Source organism: Microbacterium sp. W4I20, from assembly GCF_030816505.1.
GTDB lineage: Bacteria > Actinomycetota > Actinomycetes > Actinomycetales > Microbacteriaceae > Microbacterium.
On sequence record NZ_JAUSYB010000001.1, the window covers coordinates 339317 to 351984 of the forward strand.

10 protein-coding genes are annotated in these 12668 nt (G+C 67.8%); 6 read left to right on the top strand and 4 right to left on the bottom strand.

The window, feature by feature from the left end; genetic code table 11:
* Positions 1-2 precede the first annotated feature (2 nt).
* Entirely contained in the window at positions 3-2978 is a 2976-nt protein-coding gene (locus QFZ21_RS01670) for a bifunctional [glutamine synthetase] adenylyltransferase/[glutamine synthetase]-adenylyl-L-tyrosine phosphorylase (protein WP_307373781.1), read from the top strand.
* 49 nt (positions 2979-3027) lie between these two features.
* Positions 3028-3948, top strand: coding sequence for a diacylglycerol kinase family protein (locus QFZ21_RS01675; RefSeq protein WP_307373784.1), 921 nt, complete (start codon positions 3028-3030; stop codon positions 3946-3948).
* A gap of 32 nt (positions 3949-3980) precedes the next feature.
* Here the strand turns inward: QFZ21_RS01675 and QFZ21_RS01680 are convergent, their stop codons facing one another.
* On the bottom strand, positions 3981-5135 hold the full coding sequence (locus QFZ21_RS01680) for an AI-2E family transporter (protein ID WP_307373786.1): 1155 nt from the start codon (positions 5133-5135) through the stop codon (positions 3981-3983).
* A 175-nt stretch (positions 5136-5310) separates the two neighbouring features.
* Here QFZ21_RS01680 and QFZ21_RS01685 point away from each other — a divergent pair, with 175 nt between their 5' ends.
* Complete coding sequence (locus QFZ21_RS01685) at positions 5311-6873, top strand: glycosyltransferase family A protein (RefSeq protein ID WP_307373788.1); 1563 nt, start codon at positions 5311-5313, stop codon at positions 6871-6873.
* Positions 6874-7096: 223 nt separating this feature from the next.
* A complete protein-coding gene (locus tag QFZ21_RS01690; RefSeq protein WP_307373791.1) occupies positions 7097-7786 on the top strand; it encodes a Type 1 glutamine amidotransferase-like domain-containing protein in 690 nt (229 codons plus the stop codon).
* Between the two features lie 421 nt (positions 7787-8207).
* Here QFZ21_RS01690 and glnA read toward each other — a convergent pair whose 3' ends face one another.
* On the bottom strand, positions 8208-9632 hold the full coding sequence (glnA, locus tag QFZ21_RS01695; protein ID WP_307373794.1) for a type I glutamate--ammonia ligase: 1425 nt from the start codon (positions 9630-9632) through the stop codon (positions 8208-8210).
* A 122-nt stretch (positions 9633-9754) separates the two neighbouring features.
* Here glnA and QFZ21_RS01700 point away from each other — a divergent pair, with 122 nt between their 5' ends.
* Positions 9755-10150 (top strand): RDD family protein, encoded by a 396-nt coding sequence (locus QFZ21_RS01700; RefSeq protein ID WP_307373796.1) that lies wholly within the window; start codon positions 9755-9757, stop codon positions 10148-10150.
* A gap of 6 nt (positions 10151-10156) precedes the next feature.
* On the opposite strand, the gene QFZ21_RS01705 is transcribed toward QFZ21_RS01700, so the two are convergent.
* Positions 10157-10645: an ATP-dependent zinc protease gene (locus QFZ21_RS01705; RefSeq protein ID WP_307373798.1), complete on the bottom strand. Its 489-nt coding sequence runs from the start codon at positions 10643-10645 to the stop codon at positions 10157-10159.
* Between the two features lie 17 nt (positions 10646-10662).
* On the opposite strand from QFZ21_RS01705, the gene QFZ21_RS01710 reads away from it, so the two are divergent.
* Complete coding sequence (locus tag QFZ21_RS01710; protein WP_307373799.1) at positions 10663-11850, top strand: RimK family alpha-L-glutamate ligase; 1188 nt, start codon at positions 10663-10665, stop codon at positions 11848-11850.
* 60 nt (positions 11851-11910) lie between these two features.
* Here the strand turns inward: QFZ21_RS01710 and QFZ21_RS01715 are convergent, their stop codons facing one another.
* Positions 11911-12621, bottom strand: coding sequence for a DUF4191 family protein (locus QFZ21_RS01715; protein WP_307373801.1), 711 nt, complete (start codon positions 12619-12621; stop codon positions 11911-11913).
* Positions 12622-12668 lie beyond the last annotated feature (47 nt).

The window sequence follows — 12668 nt, forward strand, 5'->3', positions numbered from 1 at the left end:
GCATGGCCCGTCCGGACGACTCCGTCTCGCTCTCCGCACTGGCGCGGCTCGGCTTCTCGGAGTTGAGCGAGGCTGCGGCATCGCTGTCGGAACTCGCGGAGATCCTCGACCTGTCGCGTTCCCTGCTGCTCGAAGCGGGGGATGCCGCCGACCCCGACGCCGCGGTGCGGGGAATGGTCCGCGTGGCGAGACGGGATGCGACGCAGCTGCGCGCGCTTCTCGCGAACGAGGAGTCGCGCCGCCGAGTCTGGCGGGTGTTCGGAGCCTCGGAGGGGCTGGCGGACTTCTTCCTCCGGCATCCGGACCAGCTGCCCGTCCTCGGCGAGCCGAACGACGTGCTCCCTTCCGGCGAGGTGCTGCGGGAGCGGCTCTTGGCATCGGTCGGTGCACGCGACGGGTTCGCGGAGACCGGCGACGACGCCGCGGTCGTCGCCATCCGCGTCGCGTATCGCCGAAATCTCGCTGCGATCGCCGCGTTCGACCTGACACATGCCTCGCCGGAGACCGTTGTCGCCGAGGTGTCCGCGGCACTGGCGGATGCGGCAGGCGCCGCCCTCGAAGCATCCCTCGCCGTGGCCAGGGCCCGACTGCGTGAGACGACGCCGCAGGCCGAGATCGCGGCGACCCGCCTCTCCATCATCGGGATGGGGAAGTCCGGTGCCCGGGAGCTGAACTACGTCAGCGACGTGGACGTGATCTTCGTCGGAGGCACCGGCGATGAGGAGGTCGTCGGCGAAGCTCGCGCGATCGACATCGCCACCCGCCTCGCGCGGGAGACGATGCGCGGACTCGACGGGATCGAGATCGAGCCTCCGCTGTGGGAGGTCGATGCGAACCTGCGTCCGGAGGGCAAGCAGGGAGCCCTCGTGCGCTCGCTGTCCTCGCACCTCGCGTACTACGACCGATGGGCGAAGAGCTGGGAGTTCCAGGCGCTTCTCAAGGCGCGGCCGCTGGCCGGCGACGAGCTCCTCGGCGCCGAGTACATCGCCGCCGTGCAGCCGAAGATCTGGTCCAGCGCGGCCCGGGAGGACTTCGTCGAGAGCGTGCAGCGCATGCGCGAGCGGGTGATGGAGCACATCGATGCCGAGGACGCGCCGTACCAGCTGAAGCTCGGCTCGGGCGGTCTGCGTGACATCGAGTTCACGGTGCAGCTTCTGCAGCTCGTGCACGGCCTGACGGATGAGACGCTGCGCACGCGCGGAACTCTGGAGAGCCTCGACGCGCTCGTCGCCGGTGGCTACATCGGGCGGGCGGATGCGGCCACCTTCGCGGACGACTACCGAGTCCTGCGACTGATGGAGCACCGTCTGCAGCTGAGGGAGCTGAGTCGCACGCACCTGATGCCCCGGACTCCCGCCGGCCAGCGGGTCCTCGCCCGCAGCACGGGGCTTGCCGAGACCGGGGAGGGCGTCTGGGCGCGGTGGGAGAGCGTGCGCCGGGAGGTGCGGGAGATCCATACGCGGCTCTTCTACCGGCCTCTGCTGAGCGCCGTCGCCGGACTGCCCGAAGAGGAGCGCACGCTCTCTGCGGCGCAGGCGCACGACCGTCTCGCGGCGATCGGTTTCCGCGACCCCGCGGGGGCGCTGCGTCACATCGGAGCCCTCACGACGGGGCTCAGCCGCAAGACCACGATCCAGCGGCACCTGATGCCGATCATGGTGCGCTGGTTCGCCGACGGCAGCGACCCCGACTACGGCCTCATCGCCTTCCGCCGGATCAGTGAGCGCCTCGGCGACACGCCCTGGTTCCTGCGGATGCTGCGCGACTCGTCCGGTGCCGCCGAGAGCCTCACGCGACTCCTCTCCTCGTCCCGCTACGTCGGGGAGCTCATGGAGTGGATCCCCGAGTCGGTCGCCTGGCTCGACAGCAGCGGTCGGCTGCGTCCGCGTGGTGCGGCGGCCCTGGACGAGGAGGCGAGGGCAATCCAGACCCGCCACGAGACGGTCGCCGACGCCTCGCGCGCCATCCGGGCGCTGCGGCGACGGGAGCTGCTGCGCACCGCGATGGGCGGGGTGCTCGACGTGCTCACGATCGAAGAGGTCGCGACGGCGCTGACCGAGATCACCGAGGCGACGATCCAGGCCGCGCTGCGAGCCGTGATCCGCGAGGTGGTGCCGCCCGAGGACGGTGCCCTCGATTTCGCCGTGATCGCGATGGGCCGTTTCGGCGGCGCAGAGCTCGGGTTCGGCTCCGACGCCGACATCCTCTACGTGTACGAGGCCAACGGGGTCGAGGCGCAGCGGGCGCAGACGCTCGCGACCCAGATCGTCGCGGGCCTCCGGGAGCACCTCACCGACCATCGGGTTCCGCTGGATCTCGACGCGGACCTGCGTCCCGAGGGGCGTCAGGGGCCGGTGGTCCGATCCATCGCGGCGTACACCGAGTACTACCGTCGGTGGTCGCTCTCCTGGGAGGCGCAGGCGCTCCTGCGAGCGCGCGGCGTGGCGGGCAGCGCGAAGCTGGTGGAGCGCTTCACCGCTCTGGCGGACACCATCCGCTATCCCGAGGACGTCGACCTGCAGGGCACCAGGGAGATCAAGCGCATCAAGGCGCGCGTCGAAGGGGAGAGACTGCCGCAGGGGGCCGACCCGCGTCGTCACCTGAAGCTCGGACCCGGCACGCTCAGTGACGTGGAATGGCTCGTGCAGCTTCTCCAGCTGCAGCACGCGCACGACGTGCCGGGGCTGCAGACGACCTCCACGCTCTCGGCCCTCGACGCCGCGGTCGCCGCCGACCTGGTGCCCGAGCCCGATGCAGAGCGCCTGCGAGAGGCCTGGCGGCTGGCCAGCAGGCTGCGTTCGGCGATCACACTGCTCACGGGTCAGACCAGCGATGTGCTCCCGGCCGACCGCCGGCAGCTCGATGCGATCGGCCGGCTTCTGGGGTACCCGGATCGCTCGGCCACAGAGCTCGAAGAGGACTTCCTGGGCGTCACGCGCAGGGCCAGGAAGACGTTCGAGCACCTGTTCTACGGGTAGTACGCGCGGCGAGTTTGCAGTATCCGGCGCCGTGACCCAAGCTGGCGCTATGAGCGACGCACGAATCGGAATCATCTGGAACCCCTCCAAGGTCGAGCAGGAGGTTCTCCAGGATGCCGTGAGTGCGGTCTTCGACGCCGGTGCCGACATCCGCTGGTGGGAGACGACGCCCGAGGACCCGGGTCGGGGCATGGCACGGGAGGCCGTCGAGGACGGCCGGGAGGTCGTCATCGCGGTCGGCGGCGACGGAACGGTGCGTGCGGTCGCGGAGTCGCTCGCCAGCTCGGAGACAGCCCTCGGCATCGTGCCTCAGGGGACAGGCAACCTCCTCGCGCGGAACCTCGAGGTTCCGTTGAACAACGTGAAGGCCGCGCTCGAGCGCGTCCGTGACGGAGAGGAGCGCCGCATCGATCTCGGCTGGGTGACGTACGACGGCACCGAGCACGCCTTCGCGGTGATGGTCGGCTTCGGCGTCGACGCGCAGATGCTGGTCGAGACCGATGACGATCTCAAGTCGAAGGCGGGATGGCTCGCCTACGTCGAGGCGATGGGGCGGGCACTGGCCGGCACCGAGATGACCGACATCACTCTCGCGATCGATGGCGACAAGGCGGTCGCCGTGCGCGGCCACACGATGCTGATCGGCAACTGCGGGATGGTGCAGGGTGGCATCCGCCTGCTGCCCGACGCCGTGCTCGACGACGGGAAGCTCGATGTGTTGATGATCAGCGCCGACGGGGCGCTGCAGTGGCTCGACACGCTCCGCTCGTTCGTGTGGGACAACGGCATTCGCCGTCTCTTCGGTGCGGTCGACGAGGCGGTCAGCACGGATTCGGCGCGTCACCTGCCGGTCGAGACGATCTCGGTCGAGCTCGCCACCCCGCTCATCTTCGAGATCGACGGCGAGGAGCTCGGCGAGGTCACCTCGTTCGATGTCCGCGTGCAGCCGGGCGCTCTGCTCGTCCGCTGAACTCGCGCTGCGCCAGCGCGTGCAGGCTTCGATCAGCGAGTCGTGACGACCGGAGGGACCGTCTTACGGTCCTGCGCGGGGAAGAGCACCTTCTGCACGATGATGATGATGCTCGCCGCCACGGGGATGGCAACGAGCGCGCCCAGGATGCCGCCCAGCGCGCCTCCGGCGACCGCCGCGATCACGACGAGGGCGCCGGGCACCGCCACGGCCCTGCTCATGATGCGCGGCGAGAGCACGTACGCCTCGATCTGCATGTAGACGAGGTAGTAGCCGATCGCGATGAGCGCAGTCACGGGGGACACGAACAGGCAGATCAGGGAGTTGATGATCGAGGCGGTGAGTGTTCCGACCAGGGGGATCATCGATCCGATGAACGCGATCAGGGCGAGGAGAGCGGGCACCGGGGCTCCGATGATGCTCAGGAAGATGAGACTCAGGATGCCGTTGATCAGCGCCAGGCTCGCCTGTCCGATCACGTAGCGGCCGACGGCTCCGGAGACGTCCTCGAGGAGGTCGGTGAAGGTCGCGCGCTGGTAGGCGGGAACGAACCGTGCGGCGGTGCGCTTCATGCTGCGCAGCGAACCCATGAAGTAGAGGGTGAGGATCAGGACGATGGTGATCCCTGTGAACCCGCCCGCGATGCCCGCGCCGACGGCGAAGACCCCGCCGCCGATGTCGGCGTAGTTGTCCGGGTCCTTGAAGAAGTCCAGCACGCCCTGGACGGCATCCTCGATGGTGGAGCCGAACTGACCGCTGACGTCCTTGAACCACGCGCTGTTCATGAAGTCCTCGACCATCCCCGGCCCGTCCTTGATCAGGTTGCTGATCTGTTCGACGAGGAGGGGGACGATGGCCAGGATGATGCCGGCGAACGCGAGAACCACGCCCGCCACGACGATCGCGACGGCAGCTGCGCGGGGGAGCTTGCGCTCGATGAAGGTGACGATCGGATCCAGTCCGAGCGCGAGGAAGACAGCCACGCCGATGTACACCAGCACCGTGGCGAGCTGATCGACGATGCCGCCGATCATCAAGGCGACCAGGACGCCGAGTGCGCCGAGGAGGCCGAAGGTGAACGGGTTCGTCCTGGCGTAGGCGGCGACCGCGTTCGACGGCTGCGCTTCGGTGAGAGTGGTCGTCGAACCCTGCTGCGCAGCCTTCGTGTGCACGGTCTTGCGGCGCATGATTCCCTCACTCTGTTCTTTGAGACCCCTCAGTTGACCATCCGGCCCTCGCCTGGTCAAGGCGGCCACGCCGGGTTGACACGGAACCGCCGACCGGGGTGACTTCTACGCCGAGACCGGAGCACGCCGGTGAACCTTCAGGATCGGCCACGGCCCATGACCTACGCTCGCCAGAGTGACGATTGAGAGAAGAGTTCGCGTCAGCGTGATCGTGCCGGTGTTCAACCCCGGACCGACCTTCGACGACCTGGTGGGGTCCTTCGACCGGCAGACCCTGTCGGCCGCCGAATTCGAGGTGCTGCTCTGCGACGACGGGTCCGACGAGTCGACGCAGGAGCGTCTCGCGGCGGTGGCGCAGGACCGTCCGAACGTGCGGGTGCTGAACCTCCCGCACAGCGGCTGGCCGGGCACGCCACGCAACGAGGGGATCGCGGCGGCGGCGGGGGAGTACATCTTCTTCGTCGATCAGGACGACTATCTGTTCGATGCCGTGCTGGAGAAGATCTGCGACTACGCCGACCTGCACTCGTCCGACGTCATCGTCGGCAAGGAGGTCGGCATCGGTCGCACTCTTCCGCGTCAGATCTTCCGGCGCGACGTGCCGCACGCGGTGCTCGGCAAGGATCCGCTCCTCGAACTGCTCACTCCTCACAAGATGTTCCGCACCGCTTTCCTGCGGGAGCATGAGATCCGCTTCCCGGATGGCCGTGTGCGGCTGGAGGACCACCTCTTCGTGATGCGGGCCTACTTCCTGGCCCGGACCATCTCGATCTTCGCCAGCGAACCGTGTTACGCCTGGGTCAAGCATCCGGGCAGTGCGAGCGCGGCGCGGATCGAACCCGAGACGTACTTCCCCCACCTGGAGGCCGTGCTCGACCTGGTGGAGGCGCACACCGAGCCCGGGCGGCTGCGCGACAAGCTCCTGCGGCACTGGCTGCGAGGAAAGATCCTCAAGCGGCTGTCGGGGCGACAGATGGCGCGATACCCCGCGGCGTATCGCGATCGTCTGCTCGATGTCGTCAGACCCCTCGTCGCAGCGAGGTTCGGATCCGGGGTCGACGACGGACTCACCTTCCCGAATCGGATCCGTGTCGCCCTCCTGCGGGCCGACCGACGTGCGGAGCTCCTCCGCCTCGCCGAGTTCGAGGCCGGGCTCGAGTGCGAGGCCGTCGTCACTTCGGCGAGCTGGACGCGCGGGGGCGGTCTCGCACTCGCGGTCGACGTTCGGATCACCTCGGGTGGTGCGGATGCCTTCGTCGCCGAGGAGTCCGTTCCGGGCTCGGGGCGCGTCGCCTGGGTGCCGGCCGTAGATCTCGGCGACCTGCCGCGCACGCTGTTCGAAGAGAATCGCGACGTCCGCCGCGACCACATCGACCTCTTCGCCGGATCGGAGAGCGGCGGCGCGCAGCGGCGTCTGCTCAGCCGGAAGCCGAAGAAGAGCGGTCCGGTCCGCGTGGCGGTCGATCCGCTGCGGGTCTTCGAACCGACGGACAGTTCGCGTCATGCTCGCTTGAGCGTGAAGATCCGTCGGGGCGGATGGACCTTCGAGGTTCCGCTGACGGCCGATCCCGCCCTGCTCGCGGGTGCCGGGGCGTCACCGCTGCTGGCCGGTCGCACCACCATTCTCGCCGTGACCGACGGCGGCGCGGTCGACCTCGTCCGCGAGTGGCCGGGAGGCGCCCTGAAAGACTTCGTAGGCCGCGCCGTGCGTCGCATCCGGGCGCTGCGCAAGAAATGAGCGCCGTGCCGTCCACAGGCCCCGGCTAGGTCACGATCCCCTTTTCTGGCAACCCCCTCGGCGCAGGACGCACAGATCTCTAACGTGGTGCGGGCAGGACGGGCCCGCGCCGCTGGAGGGTGCGCGCGCGGCGACGTTCTGAGGGGCAGTGGCCCGTTGCCGGGTTTCGCCCTGTGCAGCGGGCCACTGGTCGGTGCACACTGGCAGGGCGAAGGAGCCGCACATGAAACTACTGTTGACCTCCGGTGGCGTCACCAACCCGTCCATCCATCGTGCCTTGCGGGAGACGCTGGGCAAGCCGATCGAGGAAGCCACCGCGCTCATCATCCCGACCGCGCAGTGGGGGCATCCGATGTGCTCCCCACAGTCGGCGTGGATGTCCACGGCCGGCCGCTGGCCCGAACGACAGGATCTCGTCGAGCTCGGGTGGAAGTCGGTCGGCCTCCTCGAGCTCACGGCGCTGCCGAGCATCGACCCGGATCGGTGGAAGCCGTGGGTGCGCGAGGCGGACGTGCTCCTCGTGGAGGGCGGGGATGCGATGTACCTCGCTTTCTGGATGCGGGAGTCAGGCCTCGTGGAGCTGCTGCCGGAGTTGACCGAGACCGTGTGGGTCGGCATCAGCGCGGGGAGCATGGTCATGACACCGCGGGTCGGCGATCTCTTCGTGGAGTGGAACCCCGCGGGCGGCGACGAGGGACTGGGGCTGGTCGACTTCTCGCTCTTCCCGCACCTGGACTACCCCGGCTGGTCGGAGAACACCTCCGAGAGCGCTCGGGAGTGGGCCGAGGAAATCGGTGGCCCCGCCTATGCGATCGACGATCAGACGGCAATCGCGGTGGTCGACGGCGATGTGCGAATCGTCTCCGAGGGCAAGTGGCTGCCGTTCGGCCTCGCGGTCGACCGAGACCGCTGAGCCAGCGTCGACACGACAGCGGAGGGACTCTCACTCCGGATCTCCCGAGAGATCCTGGCGAGGAAGAGCCCCTCGACACCGGAGCGGCTTGGACACAGTCCCCCAGGACGTGTCTGGTGCATGCTCTCCCGCGTGATGGTACGCCTGATCAGCGCGCGCGGAAATCCCATGGTGATTCGCGAGAAGCAGGCGTACGCTCCTTGCGGATGGGGTGAGCCGGTGGAGGCCCCCAGCGAAGCCGGCTAGGTGTCCCGATGGGTTTCCCAGAACCGGTCGGGGCACCGTTTTGTCGATCTCTTGCTCTGATTCGCAGAGCGACTCCAGACACCGAAGAGCCCGCCCCAGCTGATGCGGGGACGGGCTCTTCGTGAGATTGCGCGGACTCCGCGAGGGCTAGCCCAGCGAATCCCGCGTCATCGGGTCAGACGCCGAAGTACAGCTCGTACTCGAACGGGTGCGGGCGCTGCGCCATCGGCAGGATCTCATTCTCGTACTTGTACGAGATCCAGGTCTCGATGAGCTCCTTGGTGAACACGCCGCCCTCGAGGAGGAACTGGTGGTCCTCCGCCAGTGCGTCGAGCGAGTCCAGCAGCGAGTTCGGGACCTGCGGGATGCCCTTGGCCTCCTCGGGGGGAAGCTCGTAGAGGTCCTTGTCGACCGGCTCGTGCGGCTCGATGCGGTTCTTGATGCCGTCGAGGCCGGCCATCAGCTGCGCAGCGAACGCGAGGTACGGGTTGCCCGAGGCGTCAGGTGCGCGGAACTCGATGCGCTTGGCCTTCGGGTTGGAGCCCGTGATCGGGATGCGGATCGCGGCGGAACGGTTTCCGGCCGAGTAGACCAGGTTGACCGGTGCCTCGAAGCCCTTGACCAGACGGTGGTAGCTGTTCAGGGTCGGGTTGGTGAAGGCGAGGAGCGCCGGCGCGTGCGCCAGGATGCCGCCGATGTACCACCGAGCGACGTCGCTGAGCTGGCCGTAGCCGGCCTCGTCGTAGAACAGCGGCTTGCCGTCGGCCCACAGGGACTGGTGCGTGTGCATACCGGAGCCGTTGTCGCCGTAGAGCGGCTTGGGCATGAAGGTCGCGACCTTGCCCCACTCGTTGGCGGTGTTCTTGACGATGTACTTGAACTTCAGGATGTCGTCCGCCGCGTGGACCATCGTGTCGAAGCGGTAGTTGATCTCCTGCTGACCGGCGGTGCCGACCTCGTGATGCGAGCGCTCGAGGATGAACCCGGCGTCGATCAGCTTCAGGGTGATGTCGTCGCGCAGGTCAGCGGTCTTGTCGACGGGGGAGACGGGGAAGTAGCCGCCCTTATAGGGGGTCTTGTTGGCGAGGTTTCCGCCCTCTTCCTCGCGGCCGGTGTTCCAGGCGGCCTCCTCGGAGTCGACCTTGTAGAAGCTCTCGCCCGCGGTGACCGAGTAGCGCACGTCGTCGAAGATGTAGAACTCGGCCTCGGGGGCGAAGAACGCGGTGTCGGCGATGCCGGTCGACGTGAGGTACTTCTCCGCCTTCTTGGCGACCTGACGCGGGTCCTTCGAGTAGATCTCGCCGGTGCGCGGGTTGTAGATGTCGAAGATCATCACGAGGGTGCTCGCCTCGCGGAACGGGTCGATGTACGCCGTGGTGACATCGGGGATGAGCTGCATGTCGGACTCGTGGATGCTCGCGAAGCCGCGGATCGAGGAGCCGTCGAAGAGCTGACCCTCCGTGAAGAATCCCTCGTCGACCGTCGATGCAGGAATGTTGAAGTGCTGCTGCACACCCGGGAGATCGGTGAAGCGGATGTCAAGGAACTTGACGTCGTTCTCCTTGATGTAGCTCAGTACCTCGGACGAATCTTTGAACATGTAACGACTCCTGGATTGCGGATCGATGGCTTCACGGCCATTGTGCACAGTACGGCGGGGGCGTTTCTCCCGGGTGTCCGTATTGTTTCAGGCATGTTACAGGGGTCGCTTAAGCTGGACCGGTGACGGATGCTGTGAACGCGTACCCCGGCGAGCGACTCGGACTGCCGGAAGCGGGTCCCGGAAGCGTGGGACGCCCGGGACGGCGCATCGCGGCGCTGGCGATCGACTGGGCAGCCGCGGTGATCCTCTCCATCGCCTTCTTCCAGTACGACGCGATCGCGACGACCGTGATCTTCGTCGTGGTGCAGATCCTGTTCATCCCGACCGCGGGCGGAAGCCCAGGCCACCGCATCCTCGGAATGCGAGTCGTCCGGCTCGACGGCGCATGGGTCGGGCTCTGGCGGCCGATCGTGCGCACCCTGCTGCTGGCCGTCGTCATCCCCGCGGTGATCTGGGATGCCGATCAGCGCGGTGTCCACGACAAGGCCGCCGGCACTCTCCTGATCCGCGCCTGACCTCGCTCAGGCGCGCCCGCGGTTGCGGCGGCGGGTCTCCCGGGGAGCCCGACCACCGAGGAAGGAACGCGCGGGGTCCACGATGTATCCGTGGCGCAGGGCCTCGCGGCCGATCAGCATACGGAAGCCCATCTCGTCCCGATTGCTCAGCGTCACCTCGGCGAGCACCTCCCGATCCACCAGCCGGATGAGCAGCTTCACCACCAGCCGCTCCTGCGCATGGCCCGACGAGCTGCGCACGGCGCGCCGGTCGTGAACCGGCGTCTCCACGACGACGGCATCCTCCTGGCTGTCCTGCCAGGGCTTCACCCGGAAGCGGACCCAGTCCTCGCCCTCCCGATCGAACTCGTGCACGTCGAACGCGTGCAGCGACGATGTGCGGGCACCGGTATCGATCTTGGCCTTGAGCCAGTCCACTCCGAGATCGGGCAGGCTGATCCACTCGCGCCACCCCGTAAGGGTGTTTGAATGGGTAGACCTACTCACTCGATACATCCTGGCAGGAAATCCCCGTGAAGATCGCAGTGCTCTCCCGTGCGCCGCAGGCGTACTCCACCCAGCGACTGCGTGCAGCCGCGCTCCAGCGCGGTCACAACGTCAAGGTCCTGAACACCCTGCGCTTCGCGATCGACCTGACCGCGGATGAACCCGACCTCCACTACCGGGGACGGCAGCTCAGCGACTACGACGCGATCCTGCCGCGCATCGGCAACTCCATCACGTACTTCGGCACGGCCGTGGTGCGCCAGTTCGAGCAGATGGACGTCTATACGCCCAACACCGCGAACGGGATCTCGAGCGCGCGCGACAAGCTCCGCGCCAACCAGATCCTGTCGCGGCACAACATCGCGATGCCGCCCACCGCCTTCGTCAGGAACCGGGCGGACGTGCGTCCGGCGATCGAGCGCGTCGGCGGGGCGCCCGTCGTGATCAAGCTCCTCGAGGGCACGCAGGGGATCGGAGTCATCCTCGCGCCGCAGGTGAAGGTCGCCGAGGCGATCATCGAGACGCTCCACTCGACGAAGCAGAACGTGTTGATCCAGAAGTTCATCTCCGAGAGTCGGGGTCGCGACATCCGTGCTCTGGTCGTCGGCGATCGCGTCGTGGCAGCCATGCGGCGCTCCGCGGCGGGTGACGAGTTCCGCTCCAACGTGCACCGTGGCGGCTCGGTCGACGCGGTCGAGCTCGATCCGGTATATGAACGAGCGGCCGTGCGCTCCGCGCAGATCATGGGCCTGCGGGTGGCCGGCGTCGACATGCTGGAGGGGGAGGACGGACCGCTGGTGATGGAGGTCAACTCCTCGCCGGGGCTGCAGGGCATCGAGACCGCGACCAAGCTCGACGTCGCGGGCGCGATCATCGATTACATAGCCGGACAGGTCGCCTTCCCGGAGATCGACGTGCGACAGCGTCTGACGGTGTCCACCGGCTACGGCGTGGCTGAGCTCATGGTCCACGGTGCGGTCGACCTGGTGGGCAAGACGCTGGGCGAGGCGGGCCTCTGGGAGCGCGACATCACGGTGCTCACGCTGCACCGCGGCGTGAGCGTCATCCCGAACCCGCGCAAGCACGTCGTGCTCGAGGCCGAGGACCGGCTGTTCTGCTTCGGCAAGCTCGACGAGATGCGCTCGATGGTTCCGGAGCGGCGTCGTCGCCGTGCCAAGGTGCGACGACTTCCTCGGCAGCCGCTTTCCGAGTGAACGAAGAACGCGGCCGCACCTGGAGTCCAGGGCGGCCGCGTTCTCGCGTTCTACAGGGGCTCAGCGCGGACGCTGAGCACGGACCTTCGTCGGGTCGATGCCCTTCGGGATCGGCAGCGACGACAGCGACTGCGAGACGGAGTCGATGCGGCGGATGACCGCAGCCATCGTGGTCTTGTCGATCGCCTTCGGCAGCTTCTTGATGGTCTTGGCGAGGTCGGCGATGGCCACCTCGTCGTCACCGTGTCCGACGTAGAACACCGTGACGGGCACGCCGTGGGCGACGCGCTGAGCCTTGCTCCGCTCCTCGTTGACGAGGCGGGTGAGGCGACCGCGCGCCCCCTCACCGACGACCACGATGCCGCCGCGGCCGACCGTGCGGTACACGGCTTCCTGCGTCTTCGGGTTGATGCCCACCGGGGTCTCGGATGCCTGCCAGCTGCGGCCGAGGCTGGTGCTGAGCACGTGACCGGTGGCGCCGGGCATCCCGTCGATCTTGGTGTACATCGCGGAGGTCGACATCCGCGTCATCAGGAACAGCGCGCCGAGCACACCGAGCATGAGGCCGGTGATGCCCCAGAGGATGAGCGTCCAGATCTGGAACGGGGGGATCAGGTAGCCCGCGACCAGGCCGAGGAGGATGCCGCCGATCAGGATCGCGATCTGGATCCAGGGGAGCCAGGGGTAGGCCTCACGCGTGAACTTGAAGAGGGACTTGATCTGGGAGAAGAACCCAGGACGCTTTTCGGGTTCGGGAGCACGCTTGGCCATGGGTACCAGCCTACCCAGTTCGGGCGGTCCTGACATCGACGTTCGCG